The organism is Microbacterium sp. Se63.02b (genome assembly GCF_014171575.1).
GTDB lineage: Bacteria > Actinomycetota > Actinomycetes > Actinomycetales > Microbacteriaceae > Microbacterium.
The window spans coordinates 1,423,843-1,438,682 of the sequence record NZ_CP050453.1 but is presented as its reverse complement, the minus strand read 5'-3'; the positions used below and the strand labels follow the sequence as shown (position 1 = coordinate 1,438,682).

Annotated in this window: 12 protein-coding genes, 3 pseudogenes and 1 riboswitch; of the genes and pseudogenes, 8 read left to right on the top strand and 7 right to left on the bottom strand. The window is 68.9% G+C overall.

The genetic code is table 11. The annotated features are described in order from the left end of the window. Window positions 1-5: 5 nt before the first annotated feature. From gcvH to G4G29_RS07105, 7 genes and pseudogenes are all read right to left on the bottom strand, one after another. A complete protein-coding gene (gene gcvH, locus G4G29_RS07135) occupies window positions 6-383 on the bottom strand; it encodes a glycine cleavage system protein GcvH (protein ID WP_183152306.1) in 378 nt (125 codons plus the stop codon). Next, a complete protein-coding gene (gcvT, locus tag G4G29_RS07130; RefSeq protein WP_183152305.1) occupies window positions 380-1,486 on the bottom strand; it encodes a glycine cleavage system aminomethyltransferase GcvT in 1,107 nt (368 codons plus the stop codon). Before gcvT ends, gcvH begins: the two co-directional genes overlap by 4 nt. 156 nt (window positions 1,487-1,642) lie before the next feature. Further along, window positions 1,643-1,737, bottom strand: a riboswitch (glycine riboswitch). Window positions 1,738-1,839: 102 nt separating this feature from the next. After that, window positions 1,840-2,678 (bottom strand): annotated as a pseudogene (locus tag G4G29_RS07125) (ATP-binding cassette domain-containing protein). 8 nt (window positions 2,679-2,686) lie between these two features. Further along, a pseudogene (locus G4G29_RS07120) lies at window positions 2,687-3,537 on the bottom strand (ABC transporter ATP-binding protein). Then, a complete protein-coding gene (locus G4G29_RS07115; RefSeq protein ID WP_183152304.1) occupies window positions 3,534-4,514 on the bottom strand; it encodes an ABC transporter permease in 981 nt (326 codons plus the stop codon). Before G4G29_RS07115 ends, G4G29_RS07120 begins: the two are co-directional and overlap by 4 nt. Further along, a complete protein-coding gene (locus G4G29_RS07110) occupies window positions 4,507-5,502 on the bottom strand; it encodes an ABC transporter permease (RefSeq protein ID WP_183152303.1) in 996 nt (331 codons plus the stop codon). Before G4G29_RS07110 ends, G4G29_RS07115 begins: the two co-directional genes overlap by 8 nt. 40 nt (window positions 5,503-5,542) lie before the next feature. Then, complete coding sequence (locus tag G4G29_RS07105; protein WP_183152302.1) at window positions 5,543-7,231, bottom strand: ABC transporter substrate-binding protein; 1,689 nt, start codon at window positions 7,229-7,231, stop codon at window positions 5,543-5,545. Between the two features lie 270 nt (window positions 7,232-7,501). On the opposite strand from G4G29_RS07105, the gene G4G29_RS07100 reads away from it, so the two are divergent. The 8 genes and pseudogenes from G4G29_RS07100 (at window position 7,502) to G4G29_RS07070 (ending at window position 14,837) form a co-directional block, all read left to right on the top strand. Then, window positions 7,502-8,218, top strand: coding sequence for an NUDIX domain-containing protein (locus tag G4G29_RS07100; RefSeq protein WP_183152301.1), 717 nt, complete (start codon window positions 7,502-7,504; stop codon window positions 8,216-8,218). Continuing rightward, window positions 8,215-9,551, top strand: a pseudogene (nadA, locus tag G4G29_RS07095) (quinolinate synthase NadA). Before G4G29_RS07100 ends, nadA begins: the two are co-directional and overlap by 4 nt. After that, the gene (nadB, locus tag G4G29_RS07090; RefSeq protein WP_244632489.1) at window positions 9,548-10,807 is read left to right on the top strand and encodes an L-aspartate oxidase; all 1,260 of its coding nucleotides are present in this window, start codon (window positions 9,548-9,550) and stop codon (window positions 10,805-10,807) included. Before nadA ends, nadB begins: the two are co-directional and overlap by 4 nt. After that, window positions 10,807-11,070: a hypothetical protein gene (locus tag G4G29_RS21615; RefSeq protein ID WP_244632488.1), complete on the top strand. Its 264-nt coding sequence runs from the start codon at window positions 10,807-10,809 to the stop codon at window positions 11,068-11,070. Before nadB ends, G4G29_RS21615 begins: the two co-directional genes overlap by 1 nt. Beyond that, the gene (gene nadC, locus G4G29_RS07085) at window positions 11,070-11,921 is read left to right on the top strand and encodes a carboxylating nicotinate-nucleotide diphosphorylase (protein WP_183152300.1); all 852 of its coding nucleotides are present in this window, start codon (window positions 11,070-11,072) and stop codon (window positions 11,919-11,921) included. The genes G4G29_RS21615 and nadC overlap by 1 nt, the downstream gene beginning before the upstream one ends. 5 nt (window positions 11,922-11,926) lie before the next feature. Then, window positions 11,927-13,063 carry a cysteine desulfurase family protein gene (locus tag G4G29_RS07080; RefSeq protein ID WP_183152299.1) on the top strand — a complete coding sequence of 379 codons (1,137 nt, stop codon included), beginning with the start codon at window positions 11,927-11,929 and terminating at the stop codon, window positions 13,061-13,063. Between the two features lie 42 nt (window positions 13,064-13,105). Continuing rightward, complete coding sequence (locus G4G29_RS07075) at window positions 13,106-14,032, top strand: glycosyltransferase family 2 protein (protein ID WP_244632487.1); 927 nt, start codon at window positions 13,106-13,108, stop codon at window positions 14,030-14,032. Then, window positions 13,932-14,837 (top strand): SDR family oxidoreductase, encoded by a 906-nt coding sequence (locus G4G29_RS07070; RefSeq protein WP_345941163.1) that lies wholly within the window; start codon window positions 13,932-13,934, stop codon window positions 14,835-14,837. The genes G4G29_RS07075 and G4G29_RS07070 overlap by 101 nt, the downstream gene beginning before the upstream one ends. The last annotated feature ends 3 nt before the right edge of the window (window positions 14,838-14,840 follow it).

Sequence of the window (14,840 nt, the reverse complement as noted above, 5' to 3'; positions counted from 1 at the left end):
GGAGATCAGCCCTCCGTGAGAGCGACGTAGGCGTCGCGGTCGAGCAGTCCGTCGAGTGCGCCGTCGGCGACCTCGACCTTGAGGAGCCAGCCGCCCTCGAACGGGGCGGAGTTCACCAGAGACGGGTCGTCCACGACCGCGTCGTTGATCTCGACGACCGTGCCGGACACCGGAGCGTACAGCTCGCCCACCGACTTGGTCGACTCGATCTCGCCGACCACCGATCCTGCGGTGACCTCGGTACCGACGGCGGGCAGTTCGACGAACACGACGTCGCCCAGCTTCTCCGCGGCGTAGTCGGTGATGCCGATGGTCACGGTGCCGCCGTCCGCGGCGATCCACTCGTGCTCATCGGTGTAGTGGAGTGCGTTGAGGTCGGTCATTTGGTCCTCCGGTAGAAAGGCAGGGCGGTCACGGTCGCGGGGATGCTGGTCCCCCGCACATCAAGGAATACTGCGGTTCCGTCCGCAGCGGAAGACGGATGCACATAGGCCATCGCGATCGGATGGCCGAGCGTCGGACTGAGCGCACCGCTGGTGATCTCTCCGAGCGTCGCACCACCGGCATCGACCACGGCGTATCCGGCTCGCCCGGCACGCTTGCCCTCGGCGACGAGTCCGACCAGCACCGGCGCATCGGGTGCCGGTTCGATCGCATCCTTGCCGACGAACCGCTCCTTCGCGGTCACCACGACGCGTCCGAGTCCGGCCTGGGCCGGTACGGTCTCGAGGGTGAGCTCGTGTCCGTACAGCGGCATTCCGGCCTCGAGGCGCAGAGTGTCGCGGGCGGCGAGGCCCGCCGGGACCAGCCCGCGCGGCTCTCCCGCGGCGAGGAGGGCGTCCCACAACGCCTCGGCGCGCGCGGCGGGGACGAGGAGCTCGAAGCCGTCCTCCCCCGTGTAGCCCGTGCGGGCGAGCAGGAGCGGCTCGCCCGCGAATCGCGCGGACGCCCAGGCGTAGTACTTCTGCTCCGACCACGGCGTGCTCACGTCGGTGATCTCGTCGGTCGCTGCGAGGACCGCCTCGGCCTGCGGCCCCTGCACGGCGATGAGGGCGTAGGCGTCCGACACGTCCTCGACCACGACATCGGCACCTTCGGCGCGGGCGGTGAGCGCTGCCGACACGGCCTCCCTGTTGCCGGCGTTGGAGATGATGAGGAAGTCGTCGTCGGCGAGGCGGTAGACGATGACGTCGTCGATGATCCCGCCGGACTCGGCGAGCAGGAGCGAGTACTTCGCCTTGCCGACGGGCAGCGCCGACAGGCGCCCCGCGAGCGCGTAGTCGAGGAACTCGCCGGCCGCACCGCCGCGGACCGTGAACTCGGCCATGTGCGAGATGTCGAAGATCCCGGCGCTCCGGCGCACGGCGTGGTGCTCGGCGAGGTCGGAGGTGTACCGGACCGGCATCTGCCAGCCGCCGAAGTCTGTGAACGATGCGCCGAGGGACTCGTGGCGTTCTCGGAGCGGGGTGTAACGAGGATCGGACATGGAGTTCTCCCGGGTGCATGCGGGCGGCATGACGGCATCGCCATACCTCGGAACTCCCCCTCTGTCATGGGCCTGAGAGTTTCGCCCGTGCACAGATGCGGGGCTTTCACCGTCGGCGGATCCGTCGCTTCGCTCGGGATCGCTTTTCAGAGTGGCCGGAACCGCGCGGTACGCATACCTGAGAGATTGGCGGGGAGGCTTGCTCCTTCGGTGCCCGGCTGCGTTCGCCGGGGCTCTCCCGCGGGGGTCATTCGGCCTGTCTTCAGTTGTGCGCTCAGTCTAGCCGGTCGCTCCCTCGTATCCGCGTCCGCCTCGACATACTCTTCGACGCGCGACCGACGCGGGACCCGAGGTCAGACGTCGAGGGCGAGCTCGGCGCGGACCTCGTCGCGGAGGCGGCCGAGGTTCTCCGGCTCCGGCGCGGCGCCGAGAAGCGTCTTGGTGTACTCGTGCTGCGGGTTGAGGATGACCTCGTCGGCCGGCCCCCGCTCGACGACGTCGCCCTTGTACAGCACCATGATCTCGTCGGAGAAGTGCCGGGCCGTCGCCAGGTCGTGCGTGATGTACAGCACGCCGAGGTTCTCCTCACGCTGCAGATCGGCCAGCAGGTTCAGCACGCCGAGGCGGATGGACACGTCGAGCATGGACACCGGCTCGTCGGCCACGATGAACCGGGCGCCGGGAGCGAGCGCACGTGCGATCGCCACACGCTGCCGCTGCCCTCCCGACAGCTCGTGCGGGCGGCGTTCCGCGAAGCTCTCGCCGGGGTCAGCCGTACACGCTCGAGCAGTTCGACGGCGCGTTCCCTGACCTGTGCTCGGGAGAGCTCCGGCTGGTGGAGGCGGATCGGACGCTCCAGGTGATGCACGATCGTGTGGAACGGGTTCAAGGACGCGAACGGGTCCTGGAACACCATCTGCACGTCCGACCGGTACCGCTCCAGTGCGTGCCCCCGCGTCCCCGACGGCTTGCCGTCGAGCAGGATCTCCCCTCCCGTCGGCGTCTCCAGCTTCATCAGCATGCGTGCGATCGTGGACTTCCCCGACCCCGATTCGCCCACCAGCGCGACGGTCTTCCCGGCCTCGATCGTGAACGACACATCCTTCACCGCGTGCAGGATGCTCGTGCGGAACCCGGAGCGCAGGGAGAAGTCCTTGACCAGATTCCGCGCCTCCAGGGTCGCGGTCGGCATGGCAACGCTCATCGGACGCCCTCCTGGCTCACTCCGGTGCGAACGAAGTCGCCCCGCTCACCCGTCAGCGACGGGAAACTCGACAACAGCCGCTTCGTGTACTCGTGCTGCGGGGTGCGGTAGATCTCCTCCGCCGTCCCCTCCTCCACGATCCGCCCCTGCAGCATGACCGCGATCCGGTCGCTGATCTCGATCAGCATGGGCAGGTCGTGGGTGATGAAGATCACCGCGAAGCCGAGCTTCTCCCGCAACCGCATGATCTCGCGGATGATGCCCCGCTGGACGACGACATCGAGCGCGGTGGTCGGCTCGTCCATGATCATCACCTGCGGATCGAGCGCCAGGGCCATCGCGATCATCATGCGCTGACGCATACCGCCGGACAGCTCGTGCGGGAAGCTCGTGAGCCGGTTCGGATCGACGCCCACGAGCGAGAGCAGCTCCTCGGCGCGCGCCGTCTTCGCCTTCCTGCTCATCCCCGGACGATGCGTGTCGAAGATGTCGAAGATCTGCGCCTTGACGCTGATCACCGGGTTGAGGGAGTTCATCGCCCCCTGGAACACCATCGAGATCTTGTCCCAACGGAAGGCACGGAGCCCTTCGCCGTCGAGGCCGACGATGTCGACGTCGTGCCCGTCGCGGTCGTGGAAGACGATCTCGCCCTCGGTCATCAGCGCCGGGGCCTTGAGCAGGCGGTTCATCCCGTACGCGAGCGTCGTCTTGCCGCAGCCGGACTCCCCGCGAGCCCGAGGATCTCGCCGCGGTGCAGCGTCAACGACACGTTCCGCACGGCTTTCACCGGCGGGTCCACCTCGTATTCGATCGACACGTTCCTGGCCGTCAGCACCGGCTCGCTCATGCGGTGACCCCCTTGGTCTTGGCGGCCTTGCGCACACGACGGGCCGCATCGGGCGCATTGCGCAGCTTCGGGTTGATGACCTCGTCGATCGCGAAGTTGATGAGTGCGAGCCCGGCTCCGAGGATCGCGATCATGATGCCCGGTGGGACGAACCACCACCACGCACCGCGTCCGAGAGCCTGCCCCGACTGTGCGTCGTTGAGGATCGAACCCCACGTGATCGACGAGTTCGGACCGAGGCCCAGATACGAGAGTCCTGCCTCTCCGAGGATCGCGAAGATGATCGCGAACAGGAACTGCGCCGTCAGCAGCGGAAGCAGGTTGGGCATGATCTCGACGAGGATCACCCGCAGCGACTTCTCGCCGGCGACCTTCGAGGCGTACACGTAATCGCGGGTGCGCAGCGACCGGGTCTGCAGGCGCAGCACGTACGCGGCGCCGGCCCAGGAAGTGATACCGAGCACGAACGCGACGAGCTGCCAGCTGCGCTGCGGGACGAACGAGGCGATGACCATCACGAGCGGAAGACCGGGGATCACGATCATCACGTTCGTGAGCAACGCCAGGATGTCTTCGCGCCAGCCGCCCAGGTATCCCGCGAGGACACCGAACAGGAGCGACAGCACGATGGCGATGCCGCCGGCGGTGACGCCGATCAGGAGCGAGCCCTGCGCGCCGACCGCGAGCTGGGCGAGCACGTCGTTGCCGAGTTTGGTCGTGCCGAGCCAGTGCTCCACCGACGGGGCGGCGAGGGCGGGGTTGTCGGTGCTGCGCGGGTTCTGCGTGAAGAACGGCGCGACGATCGCGAAGAGCACGATGGCGAGGACCAGGATCGCGCCGACGATGAACTTCGGGGAGGTGCTCGGGAGGATGCGGCGGCGCTTGCGGTCCAGCCGCTGCGTGGCCAGCGAGATCGTGCTCGCGGGGGCGGTGGTCGGAGGCTCCTGGGTCAGGAGCGGATTCTTCGTGTCAGACATTCTGGCGCGCCCTCGGGTCGATGAAGCCATAGACGAGGTCCATGAAGAAGTTGGCGACCAGCACCGTGATCGTGATCACGAGGAACAGCCCCTGCATGAGTGCGTAGTCGTTGTTGGTGACGGCCTGGAACATCAGCTTGCCGACGCCGGGATAGGTGAACACCTGCTCCATGACGATGGAGCCGGCGACGACGAAGCCGAGCGTGATGGAGAAGCCGGCGATCGAGGGGATCGCGGCGTTGCGGGCGGCGTACGTGGTCATGATGCGCCGCGGTCGCAGGCCCTTGGCCTCGGCCGTGAGCACGTAGTCCTCGGCCAGCGTGGAGACCATCATGTTGCGCATCCCGAACATCCAGCCGCCGACCGAGCTGATCACGATCGTGATCGCGGGGAGGAGCGAATGCGCGACGGCATCGGAGAAGAACGCCCAGGTCGGCTCGGGGCCGTCCGGGAAGTCGAACACGTCGTAGCCCCCGAAGATGGGGAACCACCCCAGACCGACCGCGAACACGGCCACGAGGATCAGAGCCATCCAGAAGTACGGGATCGACTGCAGGACGGTGGTCGCGGGGATCAGGTGATCGACCCAGGTGCCGCGCTTCCATCCGGCCCAGGCGCCGAGGACGACGCCGAGGACGAACGAGATGACGGTGGCGGTGCCGACGAGGACGAGCGTCCACGGCAGCGCCCCTGCGATGAGCTCGGCCACCGGGGTGGGGAACTTCGTGACGGAAACGCCGAGGTCGCCCTGGAACATCCGGCCCCAGTACGCCAGGTACTGGTCCCAGAGGGAGGAGTCGTCTCCCCCCAGCAGGAGCTTGATGTTGCGGATCGTGGTCTCGGAGACGTCGCCGCCGGCCCGCTGCATCTTGGCGATCATGATATCCGCCGGGTTCCCCGGCATGAGCCGGGGAAGAAGGAAGTTGATGGAGATCGCGGCCCAGAGCGTGAACGCGTAGAACCCGATTCTTCGTGCATAGAACTTCATGTCACTGTTTCCTGACTTCCCTCTTCCCCGGCTCCTCTCGCTACTTGACCGGCTGCAACTGCGTCAGGACGTAACCTGCCGCGATCGCACCCCAGGACGGCGGGAAGGCGTACAGGTCCTCCTCGGTCGGCCAGCCCGTGTAGTCCTTCGTGTTGTAGAAGGTCTGCGTGGCGTTGATGACGAGCGGGATGTACGGCAGGTCGCGCGCGATCTCGGTCTGGATCGTCGCGTAGAGCTCCTTCTTCGTCGCCTCGTCGTTCGTGCTGATGGCCGACTGGATGGCCGCGTCGACCGTCGGGTTGCTGTAGCGGCTGAAGTTCCAGCGGCCTGCCGGCACCTCGGTGCCCACCGGGCTGGTCGACTCGACGGCCGTTCCGCCGAACCAGTCACGGTAGATCTGGAACGGGTCCGCGACGGATGTGCCGATCACGCCGCCGACGATCAGCTGGAACTCGCCGCCCTGACGCGAGTCGGAGAACTCCTGCCACTGCACGGTCGACGCCGTGATCTTGATGCCGGCGGCCTCCGCCTGCTCGGCGATCAGCTTCGCTGCGTCGTTGTAGTCGGTCCAGCCGTCGACCGAGGTGAGCGTGATCTCGAGCGGGACACCGTCCTTCTCATAGATGCCGCTGGAGCCCTTCGTGTAGCCGGCGGCTTCGAGGATCGCTCCCGCCTCGGCGGCGTCGGCCTCCTGGGGGCTGACCTCGTTCGCGGGGTCGGCGAGCCACTTCTCATCGCGAGGGAGCAGCGTGAAGGCGGGCGAGATGTCACCGGTGAGTCCGACGAACGCCTTGTCCTTGATCGTCGCGCGGTCGATCGCGACGTTGACCGCCTGACGGACGGCGACGTCGGTCTGCGGTCCGGTGCAGCCGAGCTCGGCGTTGGAGCAGGTGTACAGCACCGTCGGGTCCTGCGGTGTGTTGATCCACTCGATCTTGCCGTTGCCGGTCACGTCGTCCGGGTTCGGGATGAACATGCCGGTCCAGTCGAGCTTGCCGGCGGCGAGCAGGTCCTGAGCGGTCTGGTTGTTGTCGACCGCGATGTACTGCACCTTCTTGACGCCGAGCTCATCCGCGTCGCGGTAGTTCTCGTTCGCGACGAGGGTGTACGACTCGCTCGTGGTCTTGTCGACGACGTAGGGGCCGGAGCCGACGGGCTCCTCGTTCGTGAAGTCGGCGAAGTCCTTCACGTCCTTCCAGATGTGCTCGGGGAGGATGTAGCTCGAGCCCATGCGCTGGAACTCGGTGGTGTACTGCGCCGAGGCGTAGGTGAGCACCACGGTCGTGTCGTCGGTGGCCTCCGCCGAGACCAGGCCGTTGCCCTCGGGGTTGTTGGCCTCGTAGTTGAAGGAGAAGGCGACGTCTTTCGCGGTGAGAGGCTCGCCGTCGCTCCACTTGAGGTCGGGCTTGATGGTGACCGTGATCACCGTGCCGTCTTCGTTGTACTCGAACGAGTCGCCGATGAGGCCGACCGGCTCGGAGTCCGCCGTCTTGTTGTAGAAGAACAGCGGTTCGTAGATCGGCCCGAGCGCGCCGTGGAGCACGGTCGGGGCGAACGGGTTGTAGTTCGCGGCGATCGGCGTCTGGCTGCCGGCCCAGACACGCAGGGCCCGATCGCCGTCGGCGTCGCCGCTGTCGCTTCCGCCACCACAGGCGGTGAGGCCCAGGGCGAGGACGGATGCTCCGGCAATCGCGGTGAGCGCAATCTTGCGCCTTCCGTTTCGGATCATTTTCTCTTGTTTCCTCTCGGTGCTGCACTGCAGGAGGGATCGCTCCGGATGGAGCAGAACCCCGGAAGCGGGGTTCGTGGGCCCTGCGAGGCGACCGCTGGCCACTCCCGAAGGGGTTTGTTAGGACAGTAACCTAACAAACCCCTCCACGGGGAGACAAGCGTTCCCGCGCCCCGGAGATAACGTTTCGGACTCGACGCCGAAATGCGTCACAAGGAACCCCTAAGGGTCCGAATGACACTAAGATCGAGAACGGAGGTTAAGGTGTCTATGACTCGAAGCAGTGACATCAGGGTCGCCGTCTCGACGGTCATCCTCACGCTGCGGCGTACCGATGACGGCGGCGCGGTGCTCGCACTCCCCCTCGTGCTGCGCACCCGCGAACCCTTCGCTCAGCAGTGGGCACTCCCCGGAGGTTGGCTGACGCCTGCCGAATCACCCGTCGACGCGGCCGCACGCACGCTCGCCGAGACGACCGGACTCGCCCCCAGCTACCTCGAGCAGCTCTACGCCTTCGGCGCCGTGGACCGCTCCCCCACCCGGGTCGTCTCGATCGTGTACTGGGCTCTTCTCCGTCAGGACGACGTGACCGCGCAGATCGCCGCACACCGCGCGACCGGAAGAGCACCGGAGAATGTGCAGTGGTTCGACGTCGACCAGCTGCCGCACCTCGCGTTCGATCACTCGAAGATCGTCGACTACGCCCTCTGGCGACTGCGCAACAAGGTCGGCTACAGCCGCGTCGCGCAAGGGTTCCTCCCCGCGGAGTTCACACTCGCCGAACTCCGAGAGGCCTACGAGGCCATCCTCGGACGGAACCTTGACCCCGCGAACTTCCGACGCCAGGTCGAGGCGGCGGGCAACCTGCTCCCCACCGAGCGGTTCCGCACCGGAAGCCACCGTCCTGCACGTCTGTACCGCGACAACACCGATGTCGAGCTGGCCGATCGCGGCCCCCTCGGCCCCGAAGAAACGAGCACCCGATGAGCATCACTTTCGTACCCGCTCCCGCCGTCCCGCCGCTGGACCCCTCCGTGGATCACGCGATCCAGGCGATCGTCACCGGGGCCTCGACCGACGCCACCTGCGCCACCGACCTCGCCGCCGGGCCCTGGGACTTCGACAGCCGCCCCGGCTACGGCCCCGGCTCGTCGATGGGCGACGTCATCCCCACCGGCGCCCCCGACAGGGCGAGCTCCCCGTCGAGTACCGCGAGGCGTCGGAAGAGGACCTCGACCGACGCATCCGTGCGGCGAAAGCCACCCTCGGAGACCGGGTCGTGATCCTCGGGCACTTCTACCAGCGCGAGGAGGTCGTGCAGCACGCGGACTACGTGGGCGACTCCTTCCAACTCGCTACGGCAGCCAAGGGCAGAGCGGACGCCGAGGCCATCGTCTTCTGCGGAGTGCACTTCATGGCCGAGACGGCCGACCTGCTGTCGAAGCCGGAGCAGGCGGTGATCCTGCCGAATCTCGCGGCCGGGTGCTCGATGGCCGACATGGCCGACATCGATCAGGTCGAGGACTGCTGGGAACAGCTCGAGGACGTCTTCGGCGACCTCGACGCCCCCGACGAAGAGGGGCGCGTCCCCGTGATCCCCGTGACCTACATGAACTCCTCGGCAGCGATCAAGGGCTTCGTCGGGCGACACGGCGGGATCGTGTGCACCTCGTCCAACGCGCAGACCGTGCTGGAGTGGGCGTTCCAGCGCGGACGGCGCGTGCTGTTCTTCCCCGACCAGCACCTCGGGCGCAACACCGCCAAGGCGATGGGCGTGCCGCTCGAGCAGATGCCGATGTGGAACCCGCGGCGAGCGCTCGGCGGTTCGACGGCCACCGATCTCGTCGACTCCCGCGTGATCCTCTGGCACGGCTTCTGCTCGGTGCATCGGCGCTTCACCGTCGATCAGATCGATCAGGCACGCGCCGAGCACCCCGGCGTCCGGGTGATCGTGCACCCGGAGTGCCCGATGGAGGTCGTCGACGCCGCCGATGAATCCGGCTCCACCGAGTACATCCGTCGCGCGATCGATGAGGCTGCCGAACCGACGACCTTCGCGATCGGCACCGAGATCAACCTCGTGCGCCGGCTCGCGGCACAGTACCCGCAACACGAGATCTTCTGTCTGGACCCGGTGGTGTGCCCGTGCTCGACGATGTATCGGATCCATCCCGGCTACCTCGCCTGGGTGCTCGAGGAGCTGGTCGCCGGCCGCACCCCGAACCGGATCACGGTGACCGGCGACGTCGCCGACCCGGCGCGGGTCGCTCTGGAGCGGATGCTCGCGGCGAAGCCGCCGGTGCCCGCCGGCGTGCGATGAAGGTCGTCGTCGTGGGCTCCGGCATCGCCGGGCTCACCGCGGCGCTCCACGCCCACGAGCGCGGACACGCCGTGACCATCGTCACCAAGGGGCGGCTCGGAGACGGATGCACGGGTCTCGCCCAGGGCGGCGTCGCCGGGGTATACGGCCCCGAGGATTCGATGCAGCAGCACGCCGACGACACGATCGAGGCCGGCGCGGGTCTCTCCGACCCTGAGGCCGTGCGCGTCCTGGTCGAAGACGGGGCGTCCAGGATCGCCGAGCTGATCGCCCGCGGCGTCGCATTCGACCGGACGCCGTCCGGCAGGCTGCAGCTCGGGCGGGAGGCCGCGCACAGCCACGCACGTATCGTCCACGCCGGAGGGGACGCCACAGGGGCGGCGATCGCGGCGGCCCTCGTCGCCGCAGTCCGGGGCACGTCCATCGCCATCGTGGAGCGCGCCCTGCTGACGGATCTCGTCCTGACGGACGGCACCGCGCGTGGCGTCCGCCTGCTGATCGGCACGGCCCATACCGCACTCCCCGCCGACGCCGTGATCCTCGCCACCGGTGGCGCCGGCCACCTGTACGCGCACACGACGAACCCCGCCGGCACCACCGGAGACGGCATCGCGGCCGCTCTCCGGGCCGGAGCGGCTGTCGCGGATCTGGAGTTCGTCCAGTTCCACCCGACGATCCTGGCGACCGGTCCGGCGTTCCTGATCTCGGAGGCGGTGCGCGGCGAGGGAGCGACGCTCCTCGACCACACCGGTCGTCGATTCGCGTTCGACAGCCACCCCGACGGCGAACTCGCTCCGCGCGACGTCGTGTCCCGCGCGATAGCGAGGCAGGCGGCGTCACAGGGCGCACCGGTGCGACTCGACGCCACGATGCTGGGGGCCGAACGACTCGCCACCCGGTTCCCGACCATCGACAGGGTGACGCGGGAGCGGGGATTCGACTGGTCGCGTGATCCGATCCCCGTGACTCCCGCTGCGCACTACCTGATGGGAGGCATCGTCACCGACCTCGACGCCCGCACGACCATCCCTGGGCTCTTCGCGGTCGGCGAGGTGGCACGCACCGGGGTGCACGGCGCGAACCGGCTCGCCTCGAACTCGCTGTTGGAAGGTGCTGTCTTCGGCGCGCGCGCCGCGTCCGCCTGGACCAGCCCTGGCGGGCGATCCTCCGCGAGACGCCCGCTCCGGCCGATCGCGCACCGGAGGACGTCGGCGACGCGCGTTCCGCCTTCGACCGCAGCGCGCTGCAGGAGCTGATGTGGGCCGAGGTCGGACTGCTGCGCACCGGCGACGGACTCGCGCGCGCCCTCCGCACCCTGCAGGGGTGGGCGGCCGCCACCCCCGCTCCGATCACGACCGCCGAGCACGAGGACGCGAATCTGCTGCTCCTCGCGCGAGCGACCGCCTCGGCCGCCCTGGCCCGCACGGCCTCGGTGGGTGCCCACCATCGCGTCGATGCCGCCGCCGAAACGGATCTCGCGTCCACCGGCACCCTCCCCTCGATCTTGGAGACCGTCTGATGCTCACCCGCGCAACCCTGAACCGCGCCGTCGAAGCCGCCCTGGACGAAGATGCCCCGTGGGGCGACCTCACCAGCACCACCCTGATCCCTGTCGAGGCGACGGCCACCGCCGACCTCGTCGCGCGAGAAGCGGGCGTCTTCAGCGGCGGCCAGGTCTTCGCCGCCGCGTTCACCCTGACCGACCCGCAGCTCACCGTGGACATGCACGTCGGGGACGGAGACGAGTTCGCGCCGGGCGACGTCCTCGCCTCGGTCGCCGGTTCGGCACGCAGCATCCTCACGGCGGAGCGCGTGGCCCTGAACTTCACCCAGCGGATGAGCGGGATCGCGACGCTCACCGCGGCCTATGTCGCCGCGGTCGAGGGCACCGGCGCCCGCATCGCCGACACCCGCAAGACGACGCCGGGACTGCGGGCGTTCGAGCGGCATGCGGTCGAGTCCGGCGGCGGACGCAACCACCGTCACTCGCTCTCGGATGCCGTGATGGCGAAGGACAACCACCTGGCCGTCCTCACACGGTCGGGACTCGACCTCGCGACGGCCCTGCGCGATGCGCTGTCGCGGCTGCCGCACACCACGCACGTCGTGGTCGAGGTGGACAGGCTCGACCAGATCCCGGCCGTCCTCGAGGGCGGCGCACACACCGTCCTGCTCGACAACTTCTCCCCCTCCGAACTGCGGGAGGGCGTCGCGCTGATCGACGCTCGTGCCACGGTCGAGGCGTCAGGCGGGGTGACTCTCGAGACCGTCGGCGAGATCGCCCGCACCGGCGTCGACGTCATCTCGGTCGGGGCGCTCACCCACTCCGCGCGCGCCCTCGATCTGGGCCTCGACCTCCGGATCGACTGAGCACCGTGCTCTACCTCGACCATGCCGCGACATCCCCGGTCCGCCCGGAGGTGCTCGAGGCGATGCAGCCCTCCCTCACCGGAGTGTTCGGAAACCCGTCTAGCCATCACACGGCGGGTGAAGCGGCAGCGAGCGCGCTCGACGACGCGCGCGCACGGGTCGCTCGCGTGCTGGGGATGCGGGCGGGCGACATCGTGTTCACGGCGGGCGGCACCGAGGCGAACAACCTCGCCGTCAAGGGCATCGTGCTCGCCGCACTGGACAGCGGCCGACGACACCTCGTGATCTCGCCCATCGAACACGAGTCGATCCTCGAGTCCGCCGAGTACCTGCGCCGCTTCCACGCCGTCGAGGTGACGACCCTGCCCGTGGATCCGCGCGGCCGGATCGCACCGGACGCGCTGTCCGCCGCGATCAGAGAAGACACCGCTCTGGTCTCGATCGGTCATGCCAACAACGAGATCGGCACGGTGCAGGATGCGGCAGCGCTGGCAGCCGTCACCCGTGCGGCTCGGGTGCCGCTGCACCTGGATGCCGTGCAGTCCGCCGGCTGGCTCGCGTTGAACGCCCTCGGCGCGGATGCCGTGTCGATCGCCGGGCACAAGCTCGGCGCACCCAAGGGCATCGGAGCGCTGGCGGTGCGTGGGCGTGTGCCCGTGGAACCGGTGCTGCACGGCGGAGGTCAGGAACGGGGGCGACGCTCCGGTACCGAGAACGTCGCGGGGGCCGTGGCGCTCGCGACCGCCCTGGAGCTTGCAGACCGGGAACGCGAGACGGTGTCGTCGCTCGTGGGTTCGACCACGGCGCGGTTCATCACGCTGGTGCTCGATGGCGTCCCCGATGCCGCGCTGACCGGGGACCGCGATCACCGTCTCCCGGCGACGGCGAGTTTCACCTTCGCCGGGACGAGTGGCGAGTCGGTCCTGCTCGAACTCGAGCGCCGCGGAGTCATCTCGTCGAGCGGTTCGGCCTGCGCCGCCGGCAGCGACGACCCCTCGCATGTGCTCCTCGCCTGTGGCGTGCCGGCGGAGGTCGCACAGACCGCCGTCCGTTTCAGCTTCGGGCGGGAGGCGCTGCCCACCGACGCCCCTGAGCGTCTCGCTGCCCTCGTCGCGGAGTCTGTGCGCGCGGCCCGAGGATGATGCACGGCCATAGACTCGGCTGGTGACCGCCCCTCCCCGATCGTGACGCTGATCGTCCCCGGTCGCGATATCGCCGCCTTCGCCCCTGCCGCTCTCGACTCCCTCCGCGCGCAGACCGAGCAGCGCTGGCGGGCGATCCTCATCGACGACGGCTCGACCGACGACACGGGGGCCGTCTTCGCGGATGCGGCCGCTGCCGACGGACGGTTCCGGATGATCCACCACGAGGCTTCGCGGGGACTCGGCGCCGCCCGCAACGTGGGCATCGAGCACGTCGACACCCCGTACCTCGGGTTCCTCGACGGCGACGATGTGCTGCTCCCCGACGCGCTCGCGCGGATGACGGGCACCCTCGAACGGACAGGAAGCGATTTCGTCGCCGCCGCCTATGTGCGCTCACGACCTCGAGGCGATGCCTACGTCGCCGGACGTGTGCAGCCGTGGGTGGCGGCTGCGACCTCGCCGGAGCGTCTGGGCACCACGCTCGCCGCACACCCGCACGCGGTGTCGAACATCGTCGCGTGGTCGAAGGTGAGCCGCACCGACTTCTGGCAGGATCTCCGTTTCCCCGAGGGCGTCGCGTACGAAGACCAGGTGATCGCGCAGTCGATGTACACGCGGGCGCGCGCCTTCGATGTGATCCCGGACGTCGTCGTGCACTGGCGGCTCCGCGCCGACGGGACCTCGATCACGCAGAGCAAGGCACAGCTGACGGTGCTGCGCGACTACCTCGCGGCGCTGCGAGGGGGCATCCGCGTGCTCCAGGAAGACGGGGCGCGCGACGCGGTCATCGCCCGCCTCGAACTGATCCTGGCGATGGACATCGCCCCGCTGCGCGAGATCGCGGACACGCACGCCGATCCGTCGTATGCCGCGGAGGTCGACGCCTTCATCCGCGAGCTCCACGCCCTCCCCGAATTCGCCGACGCCTCGCCCGACCCCGACATCGCCGCCGCGCTGGCGTGGTGACCCCTACCGCCCCGACACACCTGGATCTCCCATGAACGATTACCTCGCTTCTCTCTTCTCGCTCGAAGGACGCACCGCGGTCGTGACCGGCGGCAGCTCCGGCATCGGCAGGGGGATCGCCACCGCGCTCGCACGTGCCGGGGCCGCGACGGTCGTGGTCGCCCGCGGCGAGGCCCGCATCGAGGAGACCGTCGACGAACTCCGCGCGCACGGCTGCCGTGTCGCCGGCGTCGTGGGCGATCTCGGCAGCAGAGCAGGGATCCGCGCCCTCGCCGAAGCCGCCGCCGTGACCTTCGGCGAGCCGGACATCCTGGTGAACTCGGCGGGCATCAACATCCGTCCACCGTTCGCGGAGATCACCGAAGACGACTGGGACGCGACGATGACGGTGAACGCCCTCGCACCTTTCCTGCTCGGGCAGCGCTATGCGCCCGGGATGGCCGAGCGCGGGTACGGCAGGCTGATCCACATCAGTTCGCAGCAGGCGCACCGCGCGTTCGTCGGCAGCGGCGTGTACGGCGCTTCCAAGGGCGCGGTGGAATCGCTCATGCGTTCCGAGGCCGAGGCGTGGGGCGGCACGGGCGTGACGAGCAACACCCTGGTGCCCGGATTCGTGCTCACCCCGCTGAACGCCCGCCTCCAGCAGGACCCGGAGAAGATCGCCGAGCTCGCGGCACGCACCATGATCGGGCGCAACGGCCTCCCGGAGGACTTCGCCGGCGCTGCGGTGTTCCTCGCCGGCGCCGGTTCGGCCTACGTCACCGGGCACTCGCTCTTCGTCGATGGCGGGCTGTCGGTGCATTGAGCG

Coding starts and splice junctions, on each gene's coding strand:
- gcvH (WP_183152306.1), bottom strand. CDS start 383: ATGACCGACCTCAACGCACTCCACTACACCGATGAGCACGAGTGGATC.
- gcvT (WP_183152305.1), bottom strand. CDS start 1,486: ATGTCCGATCCTCGTTACACCCCGCTCCGAGAACGCCACGAGTCCCTC.
- G4G29_RS07115 (WP_183152304.1), bottom strand. CDS start 4,514: ATGTCTGACACGAAGAATCCGCTCCTGACCCAGGAGCCTCCGACCACC.
- G4G29_RS07110 (WP_183152303.1), bottom strand. CDS start 5,502: ATGAAGTTCTATGCACGAAGAATCGGGTTCTACGCGTTCACGCTCTGG.
- G4G29_RS07105 (WP_183152302.1), bottom strand. CDS start 7,231: ATGATCCGAAACGGAAGGCGCAAGATTGCGCTCACCGCGATTGCCGGA.
- G4G29_RS07100 (WP_183152301.1), top strand. CDS start 7,502: ATGACTCGAAGCAGTGACATCAGGGTCGCCGTCTCGACGGTCATCCTC.
- nadB (WP_244632489.1), top strand. CDS start 9,548: ATGAAGGTCGTCGTCGTGGGCTCCGGCATCGCCGGGCTCACCGCGGCG.
- G4G29_RS21615 (WP_244632488.1), top strand. CDS start 10,807: ATGTGGGCCGAGGTCGGACTGCTGCGCACCGGCGACGGACTCGCGCGC.
- nadC (WP_183152300.1), top strand. CDS start 11,070: ATGCTCACCCGCGCAACCCTGAACCGCGCCGTCGAAGCCGCCCTGGAC.
- G4G29_RS07070 (WP_345941163.1), top strand. CDS start 13,932: ATGCCGCGGAGGTCGACGCCTTCATCCGCGAGCTCCACGCCCTCCCCG.